General features: G+C 64.7%; 23 protein-coding genes. 16 read left to right on the plus strand and 7 right to left on the minus strand.

All coding sequences use genetic code 11. The features are described from left to right. Positions 1-127: 127 nt before the first annotated feature. Complete coding sequence (locus ACR9WD_RS03540; RefSeq protein ID WP_434922738.1) at positions 128-1,027, plus strand: LysR family transcriptional regulator; 900 nt, start codon at positions 128-130, stop codon at positions 1,025-1,027. Between the two features lie 32 nt (positions 1,028-1,059). Next, positions 1,060-1,416, plus strand: coding sequence for a VOC family protein (locus ACR9WD_RS03545; protein ID WP_128469636.1), 357 nt, complete (start codon positions 1,060-1,062; stop codon positions 1,414-1,416). On the opposite strand, the gene ACR9WD_RS03550 is transcribed toward ACR9WD_RS03545, so the two are convergent. Beyond that, positions 1,364-2,020 (minus strand): response regulator, encoded by a 657-nt coding sequence (locus tag ACR9WD_RS03550; protein ID WP_434922739.1) that lies wholly within the window; start codon positions 2,018-2,020, stop codon positions 1,364-1,366. The two genes, ACR9WD_RS03545 and ACR9WD_RS03550, sit on opposite strands and share 53 nt — an antisense overlap. Next, positions 2,017-3,171, minus strand: a complete 1,155-nt coding sequence (locus tag ACR9WD_RS03555) for a sensor histidine kinase (RefSeq protein WP_434922740.1) — start codon at positions 3,169-3,171, stop codon at positions 2,017-2,019. The genes ACR9WD_RS03550 and ACR9WD_RS03555 overlap by 4 nt, the downstream gene beginning before the upstream one ends. Positions 3,172-3,280: 109 nt before the next feature. Between ACR9WD_RS03555 and ACR9WD_RS03560 the strand changes: the two genes are divergently transcribed. The 5 genes from ACR9WD_RS03560 to ACR9WD_RS03580 all read left to right on the plus strand — a co-directional run bounded on the left by ACR9WD_RS03560 (position 3,281) and on the right by ACR9WD_RS03580 (position 7,128). Then, a complete protein-coding gene (locus ACR9WD_RS03560) occupies positions 3,281-4,078 on the plus strand; it encodes a GAP family protein (RefSeq protein WP_434922741.1) in 798 nt (265 codons plus the stop codon). Positions 4,079-4,147: 69 nt separating this feature from the next. Beyond that, the gene (locus ACR9WD_RS03565; RefSeq protein WP_038989932.1) at positions 4,148-4,645 is read left to right on the plus strand and encodes a hypothetical protein; all 498 of its coding nucleotides are present in this window, start codon (positions 4,148-4,150) and stop codon (positions 4,643-4,645) included. Positions 4,646-4,744: 99 nt separating this feature from the next. Next, positions 4,745-5,587: an exodeoxyribonuclease III gene (locus ACR9WD_RS03570; protein ID WP_434922742.1), complete on the plus strand. Its 843-nt coding sequence runs from the start codon at positions 4,745-4,747 to the stop codon at positions 5,585-5,587. A gap of 9 nt (positions 5,588-5,596) precedes the next feature. Then, positions 5,597-6,607, plus strand: coding sequence for a tryptophan--tRNA ligase (trpS, locus tag ACR9WD_RS03575; RefSeq protein ID WP_423299667.1), 1,011 nt, complete (start codon positions 5,597-5,599; stop codon positions 6,605-6,607). Positions 6,608-6,615: 8 nt separating this feature from the next. Continuing rightward, entirely contained in the window at positions 6,616-7,128 is a 513-nt protein-coding gene (locus ACR9WD_RS03580; protein WP_190264667.1) for a 2'-5' RNA ligase family protein, read from the plus strand. Positions 7,129-7,183: 55 nt separating this feature from the next. Here ACR9WD_RS03580 and ACR9WD_RS03585 read toward each other — a convergent pair whose 3' ends face one another. From ACR9WD_RS03585 to sdhC, 5 genes are all read right to left on the minus strand, one after another. After that, positions 7,184-8,635, minus strand: a complete 1,452-nt coding sequence (locus ACR9WD_RS03585; protein ID WP_434922743.1) for a catalase — start codon at positions 8,633-8,635, stop codon at positions 7,184-7,186. A gap of 129 nt (positions 8,636-8,764) precedes the next feature. After that, positions 8,765-9,547 carry a succinate dehydrogenase iron-sulfur subunit gene (locus ACR9WD_RS03590; RefSeq protein WP_038989929.1) on the minus strand — a complete coding sequence of 261 codons (783 nt, stop codon included), beginning with the start codon at positions 9,545-9,547 and terminating at the stop codon, positions 8,765-8,767. Beyond that, positions 9,547-11,334 (minus strand): succinate dehydrogenase flavoprotein subunit, encoded by a 1,788-nt coding sequence (sdhA, locus tag ACR9WD_RS03595; protein WP_066139884.1) that lies wholly within the window; start codon positions 11,332-11,334, stop codon positions 9,547-9,549. The genes ACR9WD_RS03590 and sdhA overlap by 1 nt, the downstream gene beginning before the upstream one ends. Before the next feature lie 61 nt (positions 11,335-11,395). Then, complete coding sequence (locus ACR9WD_RS03600) at positions 11,396-11,839, minus strand: succinate dehydrogenase hydrophobic membrane anchor subunit (protein ID WP_038989927.1); 444 nt, start codon at positions 11,837-11,839, stop codon at positions 11,396-11,398. A 3-nt stretch (positions 11,840-11,842) separates the two neighbouring features. Next, positions 11,843-12,256 (minus strand): succinate dehydrogenase, cytochrome b556 subunit, encoded by a 414-nt coding sequence (gene sdhC / locus ACR9WD_RS03605; protein ID WP_369826774.1) that lies wholly within the window; start codon positions 12,254-12,256, stop codon positions 11,843-11,845. Positions 12,257-12,502: 246 nt separating this feature from the next. Between sdhC and ACR9WD_RS03610 the strand changes: the two genes are divergently transcribed. The 9 genes from ACR9WD_RS03610 (at position 12,503) to ACR9WD_RS03650 (ending at position 25,952) form a co-directional block, all read left to right on the plus strand. Then, positions 12,503-13,618: a mannose-1-phosphate guanylyltransferase gene (locus tag ACR9WD_RS03610; protein WP_434922744.1), complete on the plus strand. Its 1,116-nt coding sequence runs from the start codon at positions 12,503-12,505 to the stop codon at positions 13,616-13,618. A 149-nt stretch (positions 13,619-13,767) separates the two neighbouring features. Then, positions 13,768-15,912 (plus strand): choline BCCT transporter BetT, encoded by a 2,145-nt coding sequence (gene betT, locus ACR9WD_RS03615; protein WP_223308890.1) that lies wholly within the window; start codon positions 13,768-13,770, stop codon positions 15,910-15,912. Further along, positions 15,909-17,435, plus strand: coding sequence for an aldehyde dehydrogenase family protein (locus tag ACR9WD_RS03620; protein WP_190264670.1), 1,527 nt, complete (start codon positions 15,909-15,911; stop codon positions 17,433-17,435). Before betT ends, ACR9WD_RS03620 begins: the two co-directional genes overlap by 4 nt. Before the next feature lie 23 nt (positions 17,436-17,458). Continuing rightward, positions 17,459-19,024: a GMC family oxidoreductase gene (locus tag ACR9WD_RS03625; protein ID WP_073706596.1), complete on the plus strand. Its 1,566-nt coding sequence runs from the start codon at positions 17,459-17,461 to the stop codon at positions 19,022-19,024. Positions 19,025-19,169: 145 nt separating this feature from the next. Continuing rightward, the gene (locus ACR9WD_RS03630) at positions 19,170-20,366 is read left to right on the plus strand and encodes an amidohydrolase (RefSeq protein WP_073706597.1); all 1,197 of its coding nucleotides are present in this window, start codon (positions 19,170-19,172) and stop codon (positions 20,364-20,366) included. 287 nt (positions 20,367-20,653) lie between these two features. Then, on the plus strand, positions 20,654-21,742 hold the full coding sequence (locus tag ACR9WD_RS03635) for a BMP family lipoprotein (RefSeq protein ID WP_434922745.1): 1,089 nt from the start codon (positions 20,654-20,656) through the stop codon (positions 21,740-21,742). A gap of 141 nt (positions 21,743-21,883) precedes the next feature. Next, positions 21,884-23,482: an ABC transporter ATP-binding protein gene (locus tag ACR9WD_RS03640; RefSeq protein ID WP_434922746.1), complete on the plus strand. Its 1,599-nt coding sequence runs from the start codon at positions 21,884-21,886 to the stop codon at positions 23,480-23,482. Continuing rightward, complete coding sequence (locus tag ACR9WD_RS03645) at positions 23,479-24,684, plus strand: ABC transporter permease (RefSeq protein ID WP_073706599.1); 1,206 nt, start codon at positions 23,479-23,481, stop codon at positions 24,682-24,684. The genes ACR9WD_RS03640 and ACR9WD_RS03645 overlap by 4 nt, the downstream gene beginning before the upstream one ends. Further along, positions 24,681-25,952: an ABC transporter permease gene (locus ACR9WD_RS03650; protein WP_052253532.1), complete on the plus strand. Its 1,272-nt coding sequence runs from the start codon at positions 24,681-24,683 to the stop codon at positions 25,950-25,952. Before ACR9WD_RS03645 ends, ACR9WD_RS03650 begins: the two co-directional genes overlap by 4 nt. Positions 25,953-25,955: the final 3 nt, after the last annotated feature.

Here is a 25,955-nt window from a genome sequence, read left to right on the forward strand (position 1 = left end):
GTGCTTCCCTTGCGAGCCGCGATCGAGGCATCGATCACTGGCTGTTGAGTTTTGGGTCACTCCAGTGTGGCACCCCTCATAGGTAAGGTAAACTTCAAATATCTGCAAAACTTCTGAAGGCTGGCTTATGTATTCGATGCGGCATCTGGAAATCATGGCCGAACTGCCCATCCACGACACCCTGGGGTCGGCGGCCAGCGAATTGAAGATTTCGGAATCCGCCTTGTCGCAGGCCATCACCGCGATCGAAAAGATCGCCGGGGAGACCCTGTGCCTGCGCCGCAAGGCCCACGGCATCCGGCTCACCGCCTCCGGCCAGCACTTCGCCGCGATGGCCCGCAAGATCCTCGCCGAGGTCGGCGAGCTGCGCGCAACATTTCCGCAAACCGAGGGAGCGCTGCGCGGGCCGGTCCGCTTCGGCTGCTTCGCCTCGCTCTCCCCGCACCTGATCCCCGCCACGCTCCAGGGCTTCGACCACCCCGAGGTGCAGCTCGATGTGCGCGTGGGCACCCACGACGAGCTGCTGCCGGCGCTGCGCGAGGGCGAGATCGACGTCGCCTTCGTCTACGACCTGCAGCTGCCCGCCGACATGGACAAGCAGCCGATCTACCAGACGGAGATGCAGGTGGTGCTGCACCCCGAGCATCGGCTGGCCAAGCTCGATCGGCCGCTGGAACTGGCGGACCTGGTCGGCGAATCGCTGATTGTCTACGAGTCCGACCCGAGCACCCAGCACCAGATGCAGCTCTTCGCCTCCCAGGGCCTGGTCCCGAAGATCACCGCCTCGGTCCCGCAGATGATCCTGGTCGCCGCGATGGTGGGCCGCGGCCTGGGCTACGGGCTGCTCATGCGCCGCCCGAACAACGCCGAGGTCTCCATCGAGGGCCGCCCGCTGGCCTTCCGCGAGCTGAAGGCGCCCAACTACCCGAACGCGGTCGTGGCGATCACGCCCAAGGGGGTGCAGATCCCGGCCCGCGTGCAGGCGCTGATCGACCACTGCACCTGCGCAATGGCTGAATCCTGGTAGACGCGGCGCCGCGCCGCGCGGATAATGGCCACATGATTGGCACATGGCAGGCCATGGTCATCGACTGCGAGGACCCCGATGCACTGGCCGGATTCTATGAACAGCTCCTCGGAATGGTGCGCATCGACAACGAGCCCGACTGGGTCTCCATTGGCGATGCCCCGGATCATCCTGCGCTCGCCTTCCAGGCGGTCAGCCCCTATGTGGCGCCGCAATGGCCGGGGCATGTGCACCCGCAGCAGGCGCATATCGACGTGAAGGTCGCCGACCTGGACCTGGCCGAAGAGCAGGTGCTGCACCTGGGCGCGAAGGCCACCGGCGAAGGCACCAAGACCTTCAGGGTGTACCTGGATCCGCAGGACCACCCGTTCTGCCTGGTGAGCTGGTAGCCCCGTAGGCGATCCTCGCCGCCTGCAGCCTGGTTGACACCCCGAGCTTGGCCAGCACCTGGGAGACATGCGTCTTCACGGTGCTCTGCCCGATGCCCAGGCGCTGCGCCAGCTGCGGGTTGCTCAGCCCCTCGCCGATGCCTTGCAGCACCTCGCGCTCCCGGCCGGTCAGCTCCGGCAGCGCCGCGGCCTCGGGCACCGCCAGCGCCCGGGCCAGGATCCGGTCGGTCACCTGCGGATCGAGCACCGATTCGCCGCGCGCGGCGGCCCGCACGCCCAGGATGATCGCCTGCGGCTCGGCACTCTTGAGCAAGAACCCGTGCGCGCCGGCCTGCAGCGCGCCGAACAGGTATTCGTCATCATCGAAGGTCGTGAGCACCACTACCCGGTACTTCTCATGCAGCGCCTTCGTGGCCTCGATGCCATCGAGCACCGGCATGCGCAGATCCATCAGGATCACGTCCGGGGACAGGGCCCGGGCCATGGAAATGGCCGAGCGGCCGTCCGCCGCCTCGCCGACGACCTCCAGGTCATCGGCCGCCTGCAGCACCAGCCGGATGCCCATGCGGACGGTGGCATGGTCATCGACGATCAGCACTTTCATTCTTCCTCCGTTGTTTCAGGGAATTCGACGTGCACCGCGAAATCCTTGCCGTTGCAAACCTCGACGTGCCCGCCCAGCGCGGCGACGCGGGTCTTGATGTTCTCCAGCCCGGTACCGGCACCCGGGGACGAGCCGGCATCCTGCCCCAGCGGGTTGCGCGCGGTGATGGACAGGTTCCGGTCCTGGATGACGCTCAGTTCCAGGTCCGTGCCCGGGGCATGCTTGGCATGGTTGACCAGCAGCTCGGCGACCGTGCGGTGCGCAGCGGTGTGCACCGCCGGGGAGAAGCGCCGCGGATCCGCCACCCGGTACTCCCAGCGCACCGGGCTGCCGAACCCTGCGACCAGCTCGGGCAGGTCCTCGATCCGCGCCTGCAGCGCCGGCCCGCCGGAATGCAGCATCCGCACCATGCCGGCCATGTCCTCCAGCCCGGACACCGACTCGTCGCGGATGCTCTGCAGCGGGGCACGCACCGTTTCCGGCGCCGAGGGCAGCAGCGCGCCGGACAGCAGGGCGATCGAGGAAAACCTCGCCGACAGCACGTCATGCATCTCCCTGGCCAAGGCGGTGCGCTCTTCGACCCGCGAGAACTCGTGTTCCGCCACCAGCTGGTCTTCGCGGGCCGCCGCCGCTGACTGCACCGCCTGGACCCGCTGGGCCTCCGCGGTGGCCAGGTCCTTGGCGGTGCGCACATTCTGCGCCCAGAGCATCGGGGTGAATAGGATGAAGCCGGCCATGAACAGGCTCAGCACCACCTGTTGCGGATCACCGCTGCCCAGCCAGGCGGCGATGCCCAGCACGATGGCGGCCAGGCACAGCAGCGCGAAGGCCACCGTCCGGAGCCTGGAAGAGCCGAGCAGGAACAGGCCGAAGACGCACTCGAAGAGCAGGAAATACCCGCCGATGCTGCCCACCGCCAGCAGGCCGGCACCGCACAGCAGCACGATCAGCGTGCTGGCGAGCAGGAACCGGCGGCGCACCAGCACGGCGGCCAGGCCGATCAGCAGCAGCACAATCCACTCGTAGCCGCGGATCGCGACCCACGGCGGGTTGGTCAGCCCGGACAGGTGCAGGATCACGGTCAGCACCAGATAGGTGCCGACGACCTCGGGCTCCTTGTCGCCGCTGCCCATCCGCCGAATGAAGTTCATGCTTCCAGCATCCCCGACGCCCTGCCCGCCGGGTATCCCCCTTAAGGAGGAGAAAGCGCAGACCACTGGCCGATACCGCATTGCGGCAAGGCACGGAAGAGTGGAAACCATGGATATCATCACGAGCAATCCCGAACTTTCCCTGGTCATCCTGGCGCTGATCGACTCGACCAGCATCGGCACCCTGGTCATCCCGCTGTGGCTGCTGCTGCGCGGGCGCCGCGAGGCCATCGGCAAGGTGCTGGCCTACCTCATGGTCATCGCCGGCTTCTACTGGGTCATCGGGGTGCTGCTGCGCAGCGGGCTGCTGCTCATCGACCCCAGCATCTTCGAGCACCGGTTCTTCCGGCTGGCGGGCATGGCGGTTGGCGCGCTGATGATCATCTGGGCGCTGTCCTACCGCACCGACGCGCAGAAGGCGGCCAGCGCGCGGAAGAAAGCCGCCGCGCATAGCGGCGGGGTGCATAGCGGCGGGGGATCCGCAGCCCCCTCCCCAGAAGCAACGGAGGCCACCGATCAGGTGCCGCGGCGGCTGCGCGGACGCCTGGGCACCGCTCTGGATACGCGCACCGGGCTGGTGGTGCTGGCGCTGGTCGCTGGCCTGCTGGAACTGCCCACCATGCTTCCCTACCTGGCGGCCGTCGGGGTGATGCAGGGCGCCGGCTGGGGCACCAGCGTGCAGCTGCTCGCGCTCATCGGCTACTGCCTGGTGATGATCGTGCCCGCCCTGGCGCTGGTGGGCGCGCGTGCGCTGGCCGGGCCGCGCATCGAAGCCTGGATGCAGAAGATGGGGGCCAAGGCCGCGGTCTACGCCCAGGAAACCCTCGGCTGGGTGGTGGGCATCGCCGGCTACCTGCTTATTCGCGCGAGCCTTTCCGGGCAGGACCTGCACAGCCTGTTCGGCTAGCCACGCTGTGGGCGAAAGGGCAGGGTTCAAATTGGCTTGAAGCGGGGTGATGGTGCGAGAATTGGAGGCATGGAACCTCTAGGCAGCAGCGCGAAGCAGGGCAAGAAAGTCACCCTCAACGCATCAACTCTGGCAATGGCCGTCATGGTCATCGTCCTTCTGGTGGCAGTGGTCTTCGCCGCCAACTCCAATGAGATCGTCGGCTGGTTTGTCGTGGTCATCTCCGCCGGTTGGCTGCTGCTGGCCGCCTTCATGATGTTCGGCCTCAAGCGCGGCGCGGATAAGCTCAACAGCTCGCTGCGTGAAGCGACCGCGGCGGCCACCCCGCGCGCCCAGTCCGGCTCGGTGATCGTCGACGAATCCACCAGCCAGCGCGACATGAAGCTGGATCATTCGTTCAAGATCGTCCAGGTCCAAGCCCGGGTGATCGCCGAGCAACGCGAGGCGAAGGGCGAGGACTACGAGGGCATGATCGACCGGGCGCTGGAGACGATCCAGATGACCGCGGCGAATGCGCGGGACATGATCAAGCCGGCCAAGCCGATGGACGGCGAAATCATCGACTAACCGATCCGGGCAACGCGAAAGCGTTGCCCCTTTTCGTTGCGTGGATTCCGGCGCAGGCCAGATCAGCGCGTAATAGGGCACATAGTTTTGTAAGGTGGAATGGTGATACCTACCAGTGTGGAAATTCTCAACAAGGACGCCGGCGCGCTGCGCGTCGCGTCGGTCAACGTCAACGGCATCCGCGCCGCCTACAAGCGCAATATGGCCGACTGGATTGCCGCCCGCGACGTGGACATCCTGTGCCTGCAGGAAGTGCGCGCACCGGACAAGATCCTGCGCGAGCTGATCGGCGAGGGTTGGCATATTCTGCACGCCGAAGCCAAGGACAAGGGCCGCGCCGGGGTCGCAGTGCTCTCGCGCACCGAGCCGGTCGCCGTGCGCGAGCACATCGGCGAGGACTACTTCGCCGAATCCGGCCGCTGGGTGGAGGCCGACTTCGAGGTCAACGGCGAGATCTTCACCGTGGTCTCCGCCTACGTCCACTCCGGCGAGCTGGGCACGCAGAAGCAGGAGGACAAGTACCGCTTCCTGCAGCGCATGAACGTGCGCCTGGTGGAGCTGAAGAACGAGAAGGACCACGTGCTGGTGGTGGGCGATCTGAACGTCGTGCACACCGAGAAGGACATCAAGAACTGGAAGCCGAACCACAATAAGCGCGCCGGCGTCATGGACGAGGAAATCGCCTACTTCGACGGCTTCTTCGGCCCGGAAATCGGCTACAAGGATGTGGCGCGCGAACTGGCCGGCGACGTGCAGGGACCGTACACCTGGTGGTCCTTCCGCGGGCAGGCCTTCGACAACGATGCCGGTTGGCGCATCGATTACCACATGGCCACCCCGGCGCTGGCCGGCAAGGCCATCAAGTCACATGTAGACCGTGCCTCGGCCTACGATTTGCGCTTCTCCGACCACGCACCGCTGGTCGTCGACTACCAGTTCTAAGGAATTTTCATGACTAAGCCCCGCGTTCTCTCGGGCATGCAGCCTTCGGGCGACTCCCTGCACCTGGGCAACTACCTGGGCGCACTGGTCAACTGGGTCAAGACCCAGGACGACCACGACGCCTTCTTCTTCATCCCGGACATGCACGCGATCACCGTGACCCAGGATCCGGCCGAGCTGCGCGCCCGCACCCGCAAGACCGCTGCCCAGTTCATCGCCGGCGGCATCGACCTGGACAAATCCACCCTGTTCGTCCAGTCGCAGGTGCCCGAGCATGCCCAGCTGGCCTGGGTGCTGAACTGCATCACCGGCTTCGGCGAAGCCAGCCGCATGACCCAGTTCAAGGACAAGTCCTCCAAGGGCGGCGCGGATGCCGCCAGCGTCGGGCTGTTCACCTACCCGGTCCTGATGGCAGCCGACATCCTGCTCTACCAGCCGCAGGGCGTGCCGGTGGGCGATGACCAGCGCCAGCATGTGGAGCTGGCCCGCGATCTGGCCAAGCGCTTCAACCACCGTTTCGGCGAGACCTTCACCGTGCCCGAGGCGTTCATCCCGAAGGAGGGCGCACGCATCTACGACCTGCAGAACCCGACCTCGAAGATGTCCAAGTCCGCCGAGTCACCGGCCGGCCTGATCAACGTGCTCGACGAGCCGAAGCTGATCGCCAAGCGCATCAAGTCCGCGGTGACCGATGCCGGCTCCGTGGTGGCCTACGACAAGGCCGAGAAGCCAGGGGTCTCGAACCTGCTGGACATCCTGGCCGCGGTCACCGGCAAGCATGTGCCCCAGCTGGTCGAAGAGTTCGAGGGCAAGATGTACGGCCACCTGAAGGTGGCCGTCGCCGACGCCGTGGTGGAGCGCCTGGCCCCGATCCGCACCCGCACCCTGGAACTGCTGGATGATCCGGCAGAACTGGACCGGCTGCTGCTGGCCGGTGCCGCCAAGGCCCGCGAAGTCGCTTCCAAGACTGTCTCCGATGTCTACCAGAAGGTCGGCTTCCTGCCGCCGCTGGGAATCTAGCTCAGCCAATGGTCTTCGAGTACACCCTGGGCGTAGTGATCCCGGTGCCGCAGCCGCACCGGGAGACGCTGCGCGCGTGGCGCGAGGAATACGGGGGAGAGGCCACCGCGCCGATCGCCCCGCATATCACCCTGGTATCCGGGTCCTACCTGAATTCCTGGGAGAAGGCGGCCGCGCAGGTGCGCCGGGTGGCCGCCGCGGTAAAGCCCTTCGGCATCGAGCTCGGTGCGGCGCAATCCTTCCGGCCGGCCAGCGACGTCGTGTTCCTGCCGCTGGATACCGGCGCGGACGAGTGCTGGGCGCTGCACCGGGCGCTGCTGGGCGACGCGCTGCGGCACGAATCGGCCTTCGCCTACCATCCGCACCTGACCATCGCGCAGAACGTGCCGGCGGAGCAATTGGACGCCGCGCAGGCAGCGCTGGCCGGGACGCGGCTGTCCTTCACCGCCGATCGCATCCAGCTGTTCGATACCCGTGGCGGGGAGTGGAACTTCAGCGAGGACATCGCGCTCGGGTCCTAGCGCATCCCGTGCATGAAAAAACGCCAGCCATGCGGCTGGCGTTTTTTCATGCGCGCTATTTGGCGCGCACGTTCGCTTCGATCTTCGCTCCGGTGTCCGCATCGATGTTCTTCCAGTACTGGATCGCGTTGGACAGCACCGGTTCGATGACCCCGTCCAGCGCCCCGGTGACGGTTTCGACCAGCTCTGCGCGCTGGGCATCGTCCATCACTTCTCGGACCAGGATGCCGGGCTGGACGAAGTCCCCGTCGTCCTTGCGCAGCGTGTAGGCCTCGCGGACCAGCTCGCCGTCGGATTCGAAGGAGTTCTCCGCCGGCCCGGTTTCATCGCTCCACGAGTCACCGAAGGAGTTCGGCGCGTAGACGCTGCGATCGCCGGTGTGCTCGTAGGTCATATTCCCTTCGAAGTTGTACGAGTGCACCGGGCACTTGGGCTTGTTCACCGGCAGCTGCTGGAAGTTGGTGCCGATGCGGTAGCGCTGGGCGTCCGCGTAGGCGAAGTTGCGGCCCAGCAGCATCTTGTCCGGGCTCATCCCCATGCCCGGAACCATGTTCCCCGGCGAGAAGGCCGCCTGCTCGATCTGCGCGAAGAAGTTCTCCGGGTTCCTATTCAGCGTCAGGGTGCCGACCTTGATCCGCGGATAGTCCTTCTTGGACCAGACCTTGGTCAGGTCGAAGGGGTTGAACCGGTAGGTCTTCGCTTCCTCGTAGGGCATGACCTGCACGTACAGGTCCCACTGCGGGAAGTTGCCGGCCTTGATCGCCTCGAACAAATCGCGGCGGTGGAAGTCGGCATCGGCCCCGGCCAGCTCCTCGGCCTGCGCGCCGCGCATGGTCTCGAACTTCTCGGACTGCTTGTTCAAGAAGTGGTACTTCACCCAGAATTTCTCGCCGGCCGCGTTGACCCACATGTAGGTGTGCGAGCCGTAGCCGTTCATCTCCCGCCAAGTCTTGGGCAGGCCGCGCTGGCCCATGATGTAGGTGACCTGGTGGGCGGATTCGGGGTTCTGCGTCCAGAAGTCCCACTGCATGGTGCCGTCGCGCAGCCCGGAATCAGGCAGCCGCTTCTGCGAGCGGATGAAGTGCGGGAACTTCATCGGGTCGCGCACGAAGAACACCGGGGTGTTGTTGCCGACCAGGTCGAAATTGCCTTCGGTGGTGTAGAACTTCAGCGCGAAGCCGCGCACATCGCGCCAGGTGTCGGGGGAGCCGAGCTCGCCGGCGACGGTGGAGAAGCGCAGCAGCGTTTCGGTTTTCACCCCGGGCTGGAACAGGGCGGCCTTGGTGTATGCCGAGACGTCCTCGGTGGTTTCGAATTCGCCGAAGGCGCCGGCCCCCTTGGCGTGCGGGCGGCGTTCGGGCACGTTCATCCGGTTGAAATGCTGCAGGGTCTCGATCAGGTGGTGGTCGTGCAGCACGATCGGCCCGTTGGGGCCCACGGTCAGCGAGTTGCGGTCGCTGGCTGCCGGGATGCCTGCCTGGGTTGTCGATGTTGGTTCACTGTCCATGTTTTGCTCCTGCGCGTTGTGGTGCATTGGGAAAAGGGCGAGTACTGCCCATCATGCCACGTCACGGGCAGGAGTTGAAGGGGTGCAAAAAGGCCCGAACCGCTGGGCGGTTCGGGCCTTTTCCGGCACTTAGACGGTGCGTGCCAGGATTGCCTGCTTGACCTCGGCGATGGCCTTGGTCACCTGGATGCCGCGTGGGCATGCTTCGGAGCAGTTGAAGGTGGTGCGGCAGCGCCACACGCCTTCCTTGTCGTTCAGGATCTCCAGGCGCATGTCGCCGGCATCATCGCGCGAGTCGAAGATGAAGCGGTGCGCGTTGACGATCGCTGCCGGGCCGAAGTACTGGCCATCGGTCCAGAAGACCGGGCACGAGCTGGTGCACGCAGCGCACAGGATGCACTTGGTGGTGTCGTCGAAGCGCTCGCGGTCCTCGGCGGACTGGTAGCGTTCCTTGGTTGGCTCGTGGCCCTTGGAGATCAGGAATGGCATGATCTCGCGGTAGGACTGGAAGAACGGTTCCATGTCGACGATGAGGTCCTTTTCAAGGGGCAGGCCCTTGATGGCTTCAACGGTGATCGGCTTGGAGGTGTCCAGGTCCTTGAGCAGGGTCTTGCAGGCCAGGCGGTTGCGGCCGTTGATGCGCATGGCATCGGAACCGCACACGCCGTGGGCGCAGGAACGGCGGAAGGACAGGGTGCCGTCGTGGTCCCACTTGACCTTGTGCAGGGCGTCCAGCACGCGGTCGGTGCCGTACATGGTCAGCTTGAAATCTTCCCAGTATGCGTCTGCGGTAGCCTCTGGCAGGTAGCGGCGAACGCGCAGGGTGATGTCGAAGCTTGGAACTTCTCCGCCGCCGCCGACGCCTGGCTTCAGCTCGATCTTTGACGGTGGTTCTGGCAGTTCGGTGCTCATTAGTACTTACGCTCCATTGGCTGGTAACGGGTAAAGACCACTGGCTTGGTCTCCATGCGGATGCCCTTGATGTCCTCGGTGACGGCTTCTGCGTCGCGGTAGGACATCGAGTGCTTCATGAAGTTCTCATCGTCGCGGTCTGGGTAGTCCTCGCGGTAGTGGCCGCCGCGGGATTCCTTGCGGTGCAATGCGGCAACGGTGATGACCTCGGCCAAGTCGAGCAGGAAGCCCAGCTCGACGGCTTCGAGCAGATCCAGGTTGAAGCGCTTGCCCTTGTCCTGGATGCTGATGTTCTTGTAGCGGCGGCGCAGATCCTCGATCACGTCGCGCGCTTCCTTCAGCGAACGCTCGTCGCGGAACACCTGGACGTTGGCGTCCATGGTCTCCTGCAGGATCGAGCGCAGCTCGGCGACACGCTCGGTGCCGGTGCCGTTCAGCACGCCTTCAAGCTGTGCGGACACGAAGGCTTCCGGGTTCTGAGGCAGCTCGACGAAGTCGGCGGTCTTGGAGTACTCGGCAGCTGCCACGCCGGCGCGCTTGCCGAACACGTTGATGTCCAGCAGCGAGTTGGTGCCCAGGCGGTTGGAGCCGTGCACCGAAACGCAGGCGACCTCGCCGGCAGCGTACAGGCCAGGAATGACGGTGTCATTGTCCTGCAGCACTTCGGTGTTGATGTTGGTCGGCACGCCGCCCATGGCGTAGTGCGCGGTCGGGTAGACCGGAACCGGATCGGTGAATGGCTCCACGCCCAGGTAGGTGCGGGCGAATTCGGTGATGTCCGGCAGCTTGGATTCGATGTGCTCTGGTTCCAGGTGGGTCAAATCCAGCAGCACGTAGTCCTTGTTAGGACCGCAGCCGCGGCCTTCGCGCACCTCGTTGGCCATGGCGCGGGCGACGATGTCGCGTGGGGCCAGGTCCTTGATGGTCGGTGCGTAGCGCTCCATGAAGCGTTCGCCATCCGAGTTGCGCAGGATCGCGCCTTCGCCGCGGGCGCCCTCGGTGAGCAGGATGCCCAGGCCGGCCAGGCCCGTTGGGTGGAACTGGAAGAACTCCATGTCCTCCAGCGGCAGGCCTGCGCGGAAGGCGATGCCCATGCCGTCACCGGTCAGGGTGTGCGCGTTCGAGGTGGTCTTGAAGACCTTGCCGGCGCCGCCCGAGGCGAAGATGACCGACTTGGCCTGGAAGACGTGCAGTTCGCCGGTAGCCAGGTCGTAGGAGACGACGCCGGCAACGCGCTTCTGCTTGTAGGCGGTGCCGTCCTCGCGGTAGGCATCCTCCTCGACAAGCAGCAGGTCCAGCACGTAGTACTCGTTGTAGAACTCGACGTTGTGCTTGACGCAGTTTTGGTACAGGGTCTGCAGGATCATGTGCCCGGTGCGGTCAGCTGCGTAGCAGGCGCGGCGCACGGCGGCCTTGCCGTGGTCGCGGGTGTGGCCGCCGAAGCGGCGCTGGTCGATCTTGCCCTCTGGGGTGCGGTTGAATGGGAGGCCCATCTTCTCCAGGTCCAGCACGGCGTCGATGGCTTCCTTCGCCATGACCTCGGCTGCGTCCTGGTCAACCAGGTAGTCGCCACCCTTGATGGTGTCGAAGGTGTGCCACTCCCAGTTGTCTTCCTCGACGTTGGCCAGTGCTGCGCACATGCCGCCCTGGGCCGCACCGGTGTGCGAGCGGGTTGGGTAAAGCTTGGTTAGCACTGCGGTGCGTGCGCGCTGACCGGATTCGATCGCTGCACGCATGCCTGCACCACCGGCACCGACGATGACTACGTCGTACTTATGTACCTGCATTCTTGATGCTCTCTTTTCTAAAAATCTTTGTGGCTATTGGCTGGAACTAGGGGAGTTCCACTTAGCACTGCGGCAGGGTGCTGCCGGTGACGCATGGATCGAAGGTGAAGATCACCAGGGAGCCAAGCACGATGATGAAGATCGTTGCGACGTAGAGGATGCCCTTGAGCCATGCACGGGTTGCGTGCTTCTCTGCGTAGTCGTTGATGATGGTGCGCACGCCGTTGGTGCCGTGCAGCATGGCCAGCCACAGCATGGCCAGGTCCCAGAACTGCCACAGCGGCGAGGCCCACTTGCCGGCGACGAAGCCGAAGCCGATGCCGGAGATGCCTTCGCCGACCATCAGGTTGGAGAACAGGTGGCCGAAGATCAGGATGACCAGCACGACGCCGGACAGGCGCATGAACAGCCATGCCAGCATCTCGAAGCTGCCGCGGGACTTCGGTCCGCGCTTGTACTTTGGATCAATGCGCTGGCTGCGCGGAGCAGGAATAGAAACGCTCATGGCTTAGTGGCTCCCAAATGCGATCGACAGGTGACGGATAGCGAAGCCTGCGAAGACGATGACCCAGAGGATCAGAACGCCCCAGAGCATCTGGCGCTGGTACTTGGTGCCCTGCTTCCAGAAGTCGACCAGGATCAAGCGCAGGCCGTTGAATGCGTGGAAGAGGATTGCTGCAACCAGACCGGTTTCACCAAGTGCCATCCACGGAGTCTGGTAGGTGCTAATGATTGCGTCGTATGCGCCGGCATCGACACGGACCATAGCCGTATCGAGCACGTGCACCAGCAGATAGAGAAAAATAACGACACCGGTGACTCGGTGTCCCACCCAGGACCACATGCCTTCATGGCCGCGGTATAGGGTGCCTGACGAAGTCTTCGACACTGAACTAAACCTCCAAGGCTCGCAACGGCGCATGTGTATATTGCACACAATGAGATTTGACGCACTTGTGCGAGCGTTCCTTGTGCGAGTCTAAACCACTTAGCCAGCTCCGATCTATTTCGTGTCTTGTTCCTGTGAGCATGTTCACCGAAAAGGGGTAATTATGCGCTAAAAGGCCGATATTCCGCCCGTAATACCTCATGGGAGGGTTTCGTATTTAATTTCTTGCACAGGTTTCAATGGACGGGATTATCCACCGAATGAATTAGTCTGGAATGCGTGAATGCAGACCTATTAGCCCGATTCCACGGCGTGATCCCCGCCGGCGGTGTCGGCACCCGATTGTGGCCGCTGTCAAGGGCCTCCGCTCCGAAGTTTTTGCACGATCTGACCGGATCCGGTTCCACGCTGATCCGCGCCACCTATGACCGCCTGGTCCCGCTGGCCGGCGAACGCATCATGGTGGTCACCGGGCGTGCGCACCGCGGAGCCGTCGTCTCCCAGCTGCCCGAGCTCTGCGACGAGGACCTGGTCCTCGAGCCGGAGCCGCGCGACTCGGCCGCCGCCATCGGCCTGGCCGCCGCCATTCTGTACCGCCGCGACCCGAGCATCATCATGGGCTCATTCGCCGCGGACCAGGTCATCGAGCCGGTCGAGGTGTTCCAGGCAGCGCTGAGCGAAGCGATCCACACCGCCGCCACCGGCAAGATCGTGACCATCGGCATCCATCCGACGCACCCGTCCACCGGTTTCGGCTACATCCAGACCGGCGAGCCGCTGCAGGTGCCCAATGCGCCCTCGGCGCGCGGGGTGGTGCAGTTCGTGGAGAAGCCCGATGAGGACACCGCCCGCAAGTACCTGGCCTCCGGCGGGTTCCTGTGGAATGCCGGGATGTTCGTCGCGCCGGTGAGCCTGATGCTCGAGCACCTGGAAGCCAACGAGCCGGCGCTGCATGCCGGGCTGATGAAGATCGCCGACGCGTGGGAGACCGGGCAGCGCGAAGAAGTGATGCGCGAGGTCTGGGCCGATCTGCCCAAGACCGCCATCGACTATGCGGTGGCCGAGCCGGCCGCCGCGGCCGGGGACGTCGCGGTGATCCCTGGCGTGTTCAACTGGGATGACGTGGGCGATTTCGCTGCGATCGGCCGCTTGAACAAGGCCAGTGCCGAAGAGGGCATCATCAACCTCGGTGGCGAATCGGTGCGCGTGTACGCGGACAGCGCGACCGGCGTCGTCTATTCGGACCGCCCGCGCGTGGTGGCGCTGGTGGGTATCGAAGACGTGGTGGTAGTGGATACCGCCGACGCGTTGCTGGTGACCACCAAGGAGCATGCTCAGAAGGTCAAGCAGACCGTGGAGCAGCTCAAGGCCGACGGCGCCACCGAGGTGCTCTAGCACAGCTTCGCCCCTGCTGGGGGAGCGCGGGATGTTACTGCCCAGTATTTGCTGGGACTTCCGTTGACCTGCGCAGATATGGCATTCTAGGTGGGGTTTTGCCCTGCGCTGCTTTGGCGCCCTTGCCGGGCATTGATAGGTTGGTAGCCATGACTACGGCCAAGATCAGTTCCGAACCGTCCGAATCCGCAAAGCCCGCGCCGCCGGGCTCGCTACCGCCGCCGGGCAAGACCCGGGTCAACAAGGCAGTCTTCTACGGCTCTGCGCTGCTGGTGCTGGCCATCGCCCTGTGGGCCATTATCGACCGCGATTCCGCCAACCTGGCCATCAGCGCCGCCGTAACCTGGATTGGCCGGAACTTCGGCTGGTACTACACCCTGGTGGTCGTCGCGGTGCTCGTCTTCGTGATCGGCGTCGCGATCTCGAAGGTGGGCAAAACCCGGCTGGGCCCGGATCATTCGCGCCCGTCCTTCAACATCTTCACCTGGGCGGCAATGCTCTTCGCCGCCGGCATCGGCATTGACCTGATGTTCTTCTCGGTGGCCGAGCCGGTCACCCAATACCTGGCTCCGCCGGCCATGGAGGGATCCACCGTCGAGGCGGCCCGCCAGGCGCTGGTCTGGACGCTGTTCCACTACGGCCTGCTCGGCTGGGGCCTGTATGCGCTGGTGGGACTGGCCCTGGGCTACTTCGCCTACCGCCACAACCTGCCGCTGTCCATCCGCTCGGCGCTCTACCCGATCCTGGGCAAGCGCACCGAAGGCTGGGTGGGGCACAGCGTGGACATCGCCGCGATGCTCGGCACGATCTTCGGCATCGCCACCTCGCTGGGCATCGGCGTCGCGCAACTGAACTACGGGCTGAACTATATGTTCGGCATTCCCGAAAACCGCTCCTGGCAGATCATCCTGATCGTCGCCGCCGTGGTGATGGCGACCATCTCGGTGCTCACCGGTGTGGAAAAGGGCATCCGCCGGCTCTCCGAGCTCAACGTGCTGCTGTGCGTTGCGCTGATGCTCTTCGTGCTGATTGCCGGCTCCACCGCCTACCTGTTCGACGGCATCGTGAACAACATCGGCGACAGCCTGTCGATGTTCCCTTCGATGGCGCTGGACACCTTCGCCTACGACCGCCCCGATGAGTGGCTCAACGGCTGGACACTGTTCTTCTGGGCCTGGTGGATCGCCTGGGCGCCGTTTGTCGGCTTGTTCCTGGCCCGCATTTCCCGTGGACGCACCATCCGCCAGTTTGTCACCGGCGTGCTGGTGGTGCCTTTCGCTTTCATCCTGCTGTGGATCTCGATCTTCGGCAACAGCGCGTTGGCGATCGTCCGCTCGGGCAATCAAGCCTTTGGCGAGGTCGCGATGAACACCCCGGAACGGGCCTTCTACTCGCTGCTGGACCAGATGCCCGGCGCACCGATCACCGCGGCGATCGCCACCTTCACCGGATTGCTGTTCTACGTGACCAGCGCCGACTCCGGTGCCCTGGTGATGGCCAACTTCACCTCGCACCTGAAGGATCCGCAGTCCGACGGCTCCAAGCCGGTGCGATTGTTCTGGTCGCTGGCCACCGGCTTGCTGACCTTGGGCATGCTCTTCGTCGATGGGATCTCCACCCTGCAGGGCGCCACGGTCGTCATGGGCCTGCCCTTCTCCTTCGTGCTGCTGCTGATCATGCTGGGGCTGTTCAAATCCCTGCGCATGGAATCGGCGCTGGCCGATCGCTACCGCAACAACATGCACAAGGTGCTCACCAGCCGGATGGGATCGGGCGCCGAGAAGCGCAATTGGAAGCAGCGGCTGTCCCGGGCCATGTCCTATCCTGGGCACCGCTCGGCCAAGCGCTACCTGGGGCAGGTCGCATTGCCGGCCCTGCAGGAAGTCAGCGAGGAATTCACCGCCCGCGGCGCCACGGTGGCGCTGGATATCGAGCAAGTGGCCAACCTAGAGCTGAACTCGCTGGACCTGGTGGTGGAAAACGGCGCCGAACGGCCCTTCAAGTACCAGATCTATCCGGTGCAGCTGCCGGTGCCCACCTACGCCCGCGTCTCGGCCGGCACCGATGTGTACTACCGCCTGGAGGTCTTCTCCCAGGAAGGCAGCCACGGCTACGACCTGATGGGGCTCACCAAGGAACAGCTGATCTGCGATGTGCTGGACCAGTATGAAGCCCACCTTGAATTCCTGGAAGCGCAAACCGAATCGGCGGCTCCCAGCCAGATCAATTCCGACGGCGCATCCAAAACCGACTGGGAATCAGATTTCGAAACAACCCTGAAAGAGGAAGCATGAGTTCTCCGAGCAACCAGAATCCGCTCCTGCACCATGGCGCGACGCTGTTCATCGACGGCGCTTTCACGCCCGCGGCCAGCGGCGAAACCCGCACCATCAACTGCCCGGCCAATGGGGAAGCGGTGGCCACCGTTTCCGAGGCAGGGGAAGCCGATTCGATCAAGGCCATCGAAGCTGCCCGCCGCTCGTTCGATTCGGGCATCTGGTCCAGCGTGCCGGCCGCGCAGCGCGGGGACTTCCTGCTGAAAGCCGCCGAGCAGCTGGTGGCGCGCAAGGCCGAATTCGCGCTGGCCGAAACCCTGGACACCGGCAAACGCCTGGTCGAATCCGAGCTGGACATGGACGACATCATCGCCTGCTTCCGCTACTTCGGAAAGCTGGCTGGACAGGAAGCCGGCCGCGTAGTCGATGCCAACGACCCGAATGTCATCTCGCGGATCGACTACGAGCCGGTGGGCGTGGCCGCCATGATCACCCCGTGGAACTACCCATTGCTGCAGGCGGCATGGAAGATCGCTCCGGCTTTGGCCGCGGGCTGCTCCTTCGTGCTCAAGCCGGCCGAATTGACCCCGTCCACCGCGATCTTGATGATGGAGGTCCTCAAGGACCTTGGGCTGCCAGCTGGCGTGGCCAACCTGGTCACCGGCGCCGGCGCGCAGGCCGGCGCGGTGCTCTCGGAGCACAAGGACGTGGATCTAGTCTCCTTTACCGGTGGCCTGGTCACCGGGCGCAAGGTCGCCGCCGCTGCCGCTGGCACGGTGAAGAAGGTGGCCTTGGAGCTGGGCGGCAAGAACCCGAATGTGGTCTTCGCCGATGCGGACTTCGACGCTGCGCTGGATAATGCCCTCAATGGGGCGTTCGTGCACTCCGGGCAGGTCTGCTCCGCCGGCGCGCGCCTAGTCATCCACGAATCGATCGCCGAGAAGTTCGTCGACGAGCTGGTGCGCCGCGCGCAGAAGATTACCCTGGGCGGGCCTTTCGACCAGAAGGCGGAGACCGGCGCGCTGATCTCGGCAGCCCATCTGGAAAAGGTGGACGCCTATGTGCAGGCCGGCATCGCCGAGGGCGCGCGGGTGCGCTGCGGCGGACGCCGGGCCACCGAACAGGACGGCGCCGGCCTGGGCTCCGGCCATTTCTACCTGCCAACGGTCATCGACCAGGTCACCGGTTCGATGTCGGTGGCCCAGGACGAGGCCTTTGGCCCGACCATCACCGTGGAGACCTTCTCAACCGAGGATCAGGCGGTGGCCATCGCCAATGACACCATCTACGGCCTGGCTGGAGCTGTCTGGTCGCAGGATGCTGGAAAGGCCGCGCGCGTGGCCAAGCGCCTGCGCCACGGCACCATCTGGATCAACGACTACCACCCCTACCTGCCGCAGGCTGAATGGGGCGGCTTCGGCCAGTCCGGGGTGGGCCGCGAACTGGGCCCGACCGGCCTGGGCGAATACCAGGAAGCCAAGCACGTCTACCAGAATCTGAACCCGCAGGTTACCGGTTGGTTCGCACAGAAGCAAAGCTGAACGAGAAAGGGCATAGCGTGAGCATGCATAAGAAGGATTTCGACTACATCGTTATCGGCGGCGGCTCCGCCGGCGCGGCGGTAGCCTCCCGGCTGAGCGAAGACCCCTCGGTGACGGTGGCGCTGGTGGAAGCCGGTCCCGATGACCGCGGCTATGATGAGGTCCTGCAGCTTGACCGCTGGATGGAACTGCTCGAATCCGGCCTTGACTGGGACTACCCGATCGAGGAGCAGGAGAACGGCAACTCGTTCATGCGCCATGCGCGGGCCAAGGTGATGGGCGGGTGCTCCAGCCACAACTCCTGCATCGCTTTCTGGGCGCCGCGCGAGGACATCGACGAATGGGAGTCCAAGTTCGGTGCCACCGGCTGGAACTCGCAGATGGCTTACCGCCTGTACAAGAAGCTGGAAACCAATGAGGATGCCGGCCCGCAGGCGCCGCACCATGGCGATTCGGGACCGGTGAAGCTGATGAATGTGCCGGCCAATGACCCTTGCGGCGTGGCGATCCTGGATGCCGCCGAACAAGCTGGCATCCCGCGCGCGAAGTTCAACAATGACCAGACCGTGGTCAACGGTGCGAACTTCTTCCAGATCAACCGCCTGCCAGATGGCACACGCTCCTCCTCCTCGGTGTCTTACATCCACCCGATTACCGGCCGGGAGAACTTCTTCCTGCTCACCGGGCTGCAGGCGCGCAAGCTGAATTTCGACGCGTCCAAGCGCTGCACTGGCGTCGACGTGGTGGACGGAGCCTTCGGGCGCACCTCGACCCTGAACGCGGCCCGCGAGGTCGTGGTCTCGGCCGGCGCCATCGATTCGCCCAAGCTGCTGATGCTTTCGGGTATCGGCCCGGCCGAGCACCTGGAAGAAGTCGGCGTTCAGGTGCTGGTCGACTCCCCGGGCGTGGGCGAGCACCTGCAGGACCACCCGGAGGGCGTGATCCAGTGGGAAGCGAAGAAGCCCATGGTCGAATCCTCCACCCAGTGGTGGGAGATCGGCATCTTTACCCCGACCCGCGAAGGCCTGGACCGCCCGGATCTGATGATGCACTACGGGCAGGTGCCTTTCGACATGCACACCCTGCGCCAGGGCTACCCCACCGGGGAGAATACCTTCTGCCTGACCCCGAATGTCACCCATGCGAAGTCGCGCGGCACCGTGCGCTTGCGCAGCTGCGACTTCCGGGACAAGCCGAAGGTCGATCCGCGCTACTTCACCGACCCTGAAGGCCATGACGCGAGGGTGATGACTTTCGGCATCCGCAAGGCACGCGAGATCGTCGCCCAGTCCCCAATGGCTGATTGGGCCGGCGAGGAGCAGTTCCCGGGCAAGGATGTGCAAACCGATGACCAGATCTTCGACTACCTGCGCCGCACCCACAACACCGTCTACCATCCAGCCGGTTCGGTGCGCATGGGCGCCGAAGATGATGCGATGAGTCCGCTGGATCCGCAGCTGCGGGTCAAGGGCGTGAGCGGCCTGCGGGTGGCTGATGCGTCGGTGATGCCGGAGCTGGTGACGGTTAATCCGAACATCACGGTGATGATGATCGGCGAGCGTTGCGCCGAGCTGATCCAGCAGGACTAGAGCCCTGTCGCAGGGCGGCGGCGGGCACCGGAGAACCGGGGCCCGCCGCCGTTCTGCTTCATGCGACTGTTGCGCGGTGCGCGTGAACATTACGCAAAACTGTCATTTCCGCCGCCGTGCCGAGTATCGTCAAAAGGTGTCCACCGTGAATGAAAATGGCAATTTGGCTTCCGTCAGCGGCTTCACCGAGCCGCTCATCGACCAGCTGATCGGCTTCCGCCGCGAGCTGCATCGCAACCCGGAGCTGTCTTTTGCGGAGCACCAGACTACCGAGCGGATCCTCGAAGCATTGCGCGCCGCCGGCCTGTCGCCGCAGAAGATGGCCGACACCGGCGCCTTCGTGGACATCGGCGAAGGCCCCATCCGCATTGCGTTCCGCGCTGATATCGACGCGCTGCCGGTGGTGGAGGAAACCGGCCTGGAGTACGCCTCGATGACCGAGGGCGTGGCGCACGCCTGCGGCCACGACATCCACACCACCGTGATGCTCGGCGTGGCGCTGGCGCTGGGCAGGATTCATGCCGCCGGCCAGCTCGACGGACGCGTGCGGGTGATCTTCCAGCCTGCCGAGGAGAAGCTTCCAGGCGGGGCGCTGTCGGTGATCGGGCAGGGCCTGCTCGACGGCGTGCCTCGGATCCTCGCGCTGCACTGCGACCCGCGGATCGACGCGGGGCATATCGGCACCCGCATCGGCGCGATCACCTCGGCCAGCGACACCATCCGCATCGAGGTCAATGGCCGCGGCGGGCACACCTCGCGACCGCACCTGACCGAGGACATCGTCTTCGCCATGAGCCAGATCGCCACCCAGGTGCCAGCCGTGCTCGGCCGGAAGGTCGACGTGCGCTCGGCGGTTTCGGTGGTCTGGGGGCAGATCCATGCAGGCAGCGTGCCCAACGCGATTCCCGCCACCGGCTACCTGGCCGGCACCATGCGCTGCCTGGATGGGGATGTCTGGTACGAGGCCGGTGAGCTGCTGGATGCGGCGGTGCGCCAGATCGCCGCACCCTACGGAGTGGAGATCAAGCTGCAGCACACCCGCGGGGTGCCGCCGGTGGTCAACGCCCCGGCTCAGACCGCGCTGATCGAGGATGCCGCGCGCCGCGAGTTCGGCGCCGACGCGATCGAGCTGACCCCGCAATCCATGGGCGGGGAGGACTTCGCCTGGATGACGCAGAAGGTTTCCGGCGCGATGCTGCGGCTGGGAACCCGCACCCCGGGCGGCAAGACCTACGACCTGCACCGCGGGGACTACATCCCGGACGAATCGTGCATCGGCGTCGGAGTGCGCATCATGGTGGCTGCCGCCCTGCAGGCCGTGCATGAGGCGAACGCCAAATAGGGCGTTGGCCACAGTAAACCCAAAAATTTTTAACAATTCTTTGACACTTTAACAATTCGGTCAGTGACTTGGGCTTTGAGGTTAAGCGCTTGCCGTTTTGCGGCCTGCAAGTTATCTGTTTGTAATCTTTCTCGTCTTTACCTGTGACGTATCTCCGATAGGCTATGGAAACGATGGGAACGCTATGACTTTTGGTGTGCTCGCGTAAGGCCTAGGCAATGGAGCCTTGCACGAGGGTCAGGTGTCTTGCCTCCCGCATTATCTCGCAAGATTCTTTGGAGGAACAGATGCGCTTCGTATCGCGCAAGACCGGTGTGGCGGCAGCCATGCTCGGCATCTCGGCATTAGCTTTGAGCGCCTGCGGCGCTGCACCGGAAGAGAGCAGCTCGGCTGGCCAGTACCCGGACTACGTCGGCTGCATTGTGTCCGACTCCGGCGGATTCGACGACCAGTCCTTCAACGAATCTTCCTTCCGCGGCCTGAAGAACGCCGAGAAGGACCTGGGTATCCAGACCAAGGACGCGGAATCCAAGTCCAACGCGGACTTCGCGACCAACCTCAACGGCATGGTCAACGCGGGCTGCGACCTGACCGTCACCATCGGCTTCCTGCTGGGCGATGCCACCGCCGAGGCCGCCGCTGCCAACCCGGACAAGCACTTCGCGATCGTCGACTTCCAGTACGACAAGCCGATCGAGAACGTCAAGCCGATCATCTACGACACGGCCCAGGCTGCCTACCTGGCAGGCTACGCCGCAGCTGCCGCCTCGAAGACCGGCACCGTTGCCACCTTCGGCGGCATCAAGATCCCTACCGTGACCATCTTCATGGACGGCTTCGCCGACGGCGTTGACAAGTTCAACGAGGACAAGGGCAAGGACGTCAAGCTGCTGGGCTGGAACAAGGACAAGCAGGACGGCACCTTCTCCGGCGACTTCGAGAAGCAGGACAAGGGCAAGCAGATCACCAAGAACTTCATCGCTTCCGGCGCTGACGTGATCATGCCTGTTGCCGGCCCAGTGGGCAAGGGCGCTGGCGCTGCCGTGGTCGAGGCCAACAACAGCGGCAAGGACGCCAAGCTCGTCTGGGTCGACTCCGACGGCTTCCTGACCGCTCCCGACTACAAGGACGTCATGCTGACCTCGGTGGTCAAGACCATGGACACCGCAGTCGAGGATGTCATCCGCACCGACGCCGAGGGCAACTTCGACTCGACCCCGTACGTCGGCACCCTGGAGAACGAGGGCGTTGCACTGGCACCGTTCCACAACTTCGACGAGGAGATCGGCGAGGACACCAAGAAGGAGATCGAGGCGCTGAAGCAGCAGATCATCTCCGGTGAGCTGAAGATCGAATCGACCTCCAGCCCCAAGTAGGACTAGGCTAATCAGCCATGGAGCGCGTCACCGCTCGCCGCAGCACAGCGGTGGGCAGGTGACGCGCTTTATGCCTGCCTAAGGGGCAAAACAACTTGCAAGCAAGAACTTCGCCAAACGAACAATGAAGATGGTGGAATCGTGAAACTCGAACTACGAGGAATCTCGAAAGCCTTCGGTTCTTTCTACGCCAACAAAGATATCGACCTGACGGTCGACGACGCCCAGATTCACTGTCTGCTTGGCGAAAACGGTGCTGGAAAGTCCACGCTTATGAACGTGCTCTACGGCCTGTACCAGCCGACCGAGGGCCAAATTTTGCTGGACGGGAAGCCCGTCGAGTTCTCCGGACCGGGCGACGCCATGGCCGCCGGCATCGGCATGGTGCACCAGCACTTCATGCTGGTCCCGGTCTTCACCGTGGCCGAGAACATTGCGCTGGGCGCCGAGACCACCAAGGCTGGCGGCATGCTGGACCTTCAGGTCACCCGCAAGAAGATCCGCGAAATCTCGGACCGCTACGGCTTCGACGTGGATCCCGACGCGATCGTCGAAGACCTGCCGGTGGGCGTGCAGCAGCGCGTGGAAATCATCAAGGCGCTGGTGCGCGATGCGCGCATCCTGATCCTCGATGAGCCGACCGCCGTGCTGACCCCGCAGGAAACCGACGAGCTGCTGGACATCATGCGCCAGCTCAAGGCCAACGGCACCTCCATCGTCTTCATCTCGCACAAGCTGCGCGAAGTGCGTGCCGTCTCCGATGTCATCACCGTGATCCGCCGCGGAGAAGTCATCGACTCGGTCTCCCCGCAAGCTTCCACCACCGAGCTGGCCAACCTGATGGTGGGCCGCGCGGTGGAGCTGAACCTGAACAAGGCGGCCGCCACCCCTGGCGCCGCCGCCCTGGAAGTGCGCGACCTGAGCGTCGTCGACCCGGCAGGCACCACCACCTTGGACTCGGTGTCCTTCACCATCCACGAGGGCGAAATCCTTGCAGTGGCCGGCGTGCAGGGCAACGGCCAGACCGAGTTGACCGAAGCGATCCTGGGCACCCAGCCGGTGACCGGCGGCTCGGTCAAGCTGGCCGGCCAAGAGCTGGTGGGCAAGTCGGTGAAGTCGATCCTGCGTTCGGGCCTGGGCTTCGTTCCCGAGGACCGTTCGGTGCACGGGCTGGTCACCCAGTTCTCCATCGAGGAGAACCTGGTGCTGGACCTCTACGACCGTCCGCCGTTCGGCAAGGGCATCTCGATGAACCTCGAGGCGATCAAGAAGAACGCCAAGGAGCAGATCGAGGGCTTCGACGTGCGCACCGACAACCCGCTGAACCCGGCCTCCAGCCTCTCCGGCGGCAACCAGCAGAAGGTCGTCATGGCCCGCGAGCTGAGCCGCGATCTGAAGCTGTTCATCGCCTCGCAGCCGACCCGCGGCGTGGATGTGGGATCCATCGAGTTCCTGCACCGGCGCATCGTGGCCGAACGCGACAAGGGCACCCCGGTGATGATCGTGTCCACCGAGCTGGACGAGGTCATGGAACTGGCCGACCGCATCGCCGTGCTCTACAAGGGCCGGATCAACGGCATCGTGCCGGGGGACACCTCCCGCGAGGTGCTCGGCCTGATGATGGCCGGCGTATCGCAGGAAGAGGCCTTCGCCCAGGCCGAATACGCCAAGGCGGACAACGAGCCGGTTGAAGCCCAGCCGGCCAGCGAGCACGACAACCAGGAAGGAGAAGCGCAGTGAGCGAGAAAGCACCTGTGGTTCCCGACTCCGGCAAGCCGGGCAACGACCTGCTGCGCCAGATCACCCAGGGACCGGGCCTGGTCTCGGTCCTCGGCGTCATCGTCGCGCTGGTCATCGGCGGCCTGCTGATCGCGGTCACCGACGAGAAGGTCGGCGAAACCGCCGGCTACCTGCTGGCCAAGCCCTCGGCGTTCTTCAGCGAATTCTGGCGTGCGGCCACCGAAAGCTATGTGGCGCTGTTCAACGGCTCGATCTACAACTCCACGCAGGGCTTCAAGCCGTTCCTCGAGACGCTGACCGTCTCCACCCCGCTGATCTGCGCCGGTTTGGGCGTGGCGGTGGCTTTCCGCGCCGGCCTGTTCAACATCGGCGCGCAGGGCCAGATCATCATCGGCTCGGTGCTGGCCGCCTACATCGGCTTCGCCTGGCACCTGCCGATCGGCCTGCACCTGCTGCTGGTCATCGTCTTCGGCCTGCTCGGCGGCGCGATCTGGGGCGGACTGGTGGGCCTGCTCAAGGCCAAGACCGGCGCCCACGAAGTGATCCTCACGATCATGTTCAACTACGTGGCCGTATACCTGATCGACTTCCTGATGAACACCCAGGCCTTCCGCCGCCCCGGCGAGACCAACCCAATCTCGCCGATCCTCGACAGCTCGGCCATCTTCCCGGCGATTCCCGGCTCGCGCCTGCACCTGGGTTTCGTGATGGCGGTGCTGCTGGTGCTGGCAGTGGCTTGGATGTTCAAGCGCTCCACCGTGGGCTTCGAATTCCGTGCCGTGGGGCATAACCCCGAGGCCGCGCAGACCGCCGGCATCAACGTCGCGCGCACCACCATCATCGCGATGGCGCTGGCCGGCGCCCTGGCCGGCGCCGCCGGCGTGGCCCAGGTGGCGGGCACCGAAAAGGTGCTCACCGGCGGCATTGCCGGCTCGCTGGGCTTCGACGCGATCACCGTGGCCCTGCTGGGCCGCTCCACCCCATGGGGCACCTTCTTCGCCGGCCTGCTCTTCGGCGCATTCCAGGCCGGTGCGGTGAACATGCAGATCACCACCGGCACCCCGATCGACATCGTGTCGGTGGTGCAGTCGCTGATCGTGCTGTTCATCGCCGCACCTCCGCTGGTGAAGGCCATCTTCGGCATGAACCGCAAGAAGAAGCGCAGCTCCAAGCTCGAACCTACTAAGGCAGGTGCCAAGTGACCGCAACCACCTTGCAACCAGCAATCAACGTCTTGCCGAGCAAGAAGACCCCGATCATCCTGACGGTGATCGCCGTGATCACCTTCTTCAGCTTCGGCCTGCTGGGCAACGACCAGGCAGCGCACTTCACGCTGAACAGCGCCGGCGACGCCTTCGAGCTGCCGGAACTGGTCTTCCCGGGCCGGATCACCAACATCGTGTTCGGCGTGCTGCTGCTGGCCATCGCCGCCTACTCGTGGATGCAGCGCAAGCAGGGCAAGGCGCTGGCCACCTGGATGATCGCCGTCGCGGCCATCCTCTTCGTGCTCGGCTTCCTGGTGTGGGTGGTCTCCGGCGCCAACATCAACAGCATCTCGCTGGCCAGCCTGCTGGCCGGCGGCGTGGTGCTGGCCGTGCCGCTGGTCTTCGGCTCCCTGTCCGGCGTGCTCTCCGAACGCGCCGGCGTGGTCAACATCGCCATCGAGGGCCAGCTGCTGGGCGGCGCATTCACCGCGGCCATCGTCGCCTCGGTGACGCAGAACGCCTTCGCTGGCCTGATCGCCGCCGGCCTGGCCGGCGCCGTGGTGTCCCTGGTGCTGGCACTGTTCTCCATCAAGTACGTGGTCAACCAGATCATCGTCGGCGTGGTGCTCAATGTGCTGGTCTCCGGCATCACCGGCTTCCTGTTCACCACCGTGATGCAGGAAGACCCGGAGCTGTTCAACTCGCCGGTGCACCTGCCGGTGGTCGAGATCCCGCTGCTTTCGGCCATCCCGGTCATCGGACCGATCCTGTTCAAGCAGTCGGTCATCGGCTACCTGATGTACCTGGCAGTGTTCCTGGTCTGGTTCGGCCTGTTCAAGACCAAGTGGGGCCTGCGCGTGCGCGCCGTAGGCGAGCACCCGAAGGCCGCCGACACCCTGGGCATCAAGGTCAACTCGATCCGCTTCTGGAACGTCACCCTCGGCGGCATCGTGGCGGGCATCGGCGGTTCCTTCTTCACCCTGGTGGCCATCGACTCCTTCACGAAGGAAATCTCCGGCGGACGCGGCTTCATCGCCCTGGCCGCAGTGATCTTCGGCCGGTGGAACCCGATCGGCGCCTTCCTGGCCGCCCTGCTCTTCGGCTTCGCCGACAACCTGCAGGTCATCCTGACCATCATCGGCACCCCGGTACCGAGCCAGTTCATGGCCATGCTGCCGTACCTGGTTACCATCTTCGCGGTGGCCGGCCTGGTGGGCCGCTCCCGCGGACCTGCCGCCGCCGGCGAACCGTATGTGAAGGAATAGCGA

The organism is Glutamicibacter sp. PAEs-4, from assembly GCF_051161755.1.
Lineage (GTDB): Bacteria > Actinomycetota > Actinomycetes > Actinomycetales > Micrococcaceae > Glutamicibacter > Glutamicibacter nicotianae.

What these genes read in the sequence shown, in the direction of transcription:
- ACR9WD_RS03540 (WP_434922738.1), top strand. Translation starts at nt 128, where the DNA reads ATGTATTCGATGCGGCATCTGGAAATCATGGCCGAACTGCCCATCCAC.
- ACR9WD_RS03545 (WP_128469636.1), top strand. Translation starts at nt 1,060, where the DNA reads ATGATTGGCACATGGCAGGCCATGGTCATCGACTGCGAGGACCCCGAT.
- ACR9WD_RS03550 (WP_434922739.1), bottom strand. Translation starts at nt 2,020, where the DNA reads ATGAAAGTGCTGATCGTCGATGACCATGCCACCGTCCGCATGGGCATC.
- ACR9WD_RS03555 (WP_434922740.1), bottom strand. Translation starts at nt 3,171, where the DNA reads ATGAACTTCATTCGGCGGATGGGCAGCGGCGACAAGGAGCCCGAGGTC.
- ACR9WD_RS03560 (WP_434922741.1), top strand. Translation starts at nt 3,281, where the DNA reads ATGGATATCATCACGAGCAATCCCGAACTTTCCCTGGTCATCCTGGCG.
- ACR9WD_RS03565 (WP_038989932.1), top strand. Translation starts at nt 4,148, where the DNA reads ATGGAACCTCTAGGCAGCAGCGCGAAGCAGGGCAAGAAAGTCACCCTC.
- ACR9WD_RS03570 (WP_434922742.1), top strand. Translation starts at nt 4,745, where the DNA reads ATGGTGATACCTACCAGTGTGGAAATTCTCAACAAGGACGCCGGCGCG.
- trpS (WP_423299667.1), top strand. Translation starts at nt 5,597, where the DNA reads ATGACTAAGCCCCGCGTTCTCTCGGGCATGCAGCCTTCGGGCGACTCC.
- ACR9WD_RS03580 (WP_190264667.1), top strand. Translation starts at nt 6,616, where the DNA reads ATGGTCTTCGAGTACACCCTGGGCGTAGTGATCCCGGTGCCGCAGCCG.
- ACR9WD_RS03585 (WP_434922743.1), bottom strand. Translation starts at nt 8,635, where the DNA reads ATGGACAGTGAACCAACATCGACAACCCAGGCAGGCATCCCGGCAGCC.
- ACR9WD_RS03590 (WP_038989929.1), bottom strand. Translation starts at nt 9,547, where the DNA reads ATGAGCACCGAACTGCCAGAACCACCGTCAAAGATCGAGCTGAAGCCA.
- sdhA (WP_066139884.1), bottom strand. Translation starts at nt 11,334, where the DNA reads ATGCAGGTACATAAGTACGACGTAGTCATCGTCGGTGCCGGTGGTGCA.
- ACR9WD_RS03600 (WP_038989927.1), bottom strand. Translation starts at nt 11,839, where the DNA reads ATGAGCGTTTCTATTCCTGCTCCGCGCAGCCAGCGCATTGATCCAAAG.
- sdhC (WP_369826774.1), bottom strand. Translation starts at nt 12,256, where the DNA reads ATGCGCCGTTGCGAGCCTTGGAGGTTTAGTTCAGTGTCGAAGACTTCG.
- betT (WP_223308890.1), top strand. Translation starts at nt 13,768, where the DNA reads ATGACTACGGCCAAGATCAGTTCCGAACCGTCCGAATCCGCAAAGCCC.
- ACR9WD_RS03620 (WP_190264670.1), top strand. Translation starts at nt 15,909, where the DNA reads ATGAGTTCTCCGAGCAACCAGAATCCGCTCCTGCACCATGGCGCGACG.
- ACR9WD_RS03625 (WP_073706596.1), top strand. Translation starts at nt 17,459, where the DNA reads ATGCATAAGAAGGATTTCGACTACATCGTTATCGGCGGCGGCTCCGCC.
- ACR9WD_RS03635 (WP_434922745.1), top strand. Translation starts at nt 20,654, where the DNA reads ATGCGCTTCGTATCGCGCAAGACCGGTGTGGCGGCAGCCATGCTCGGC.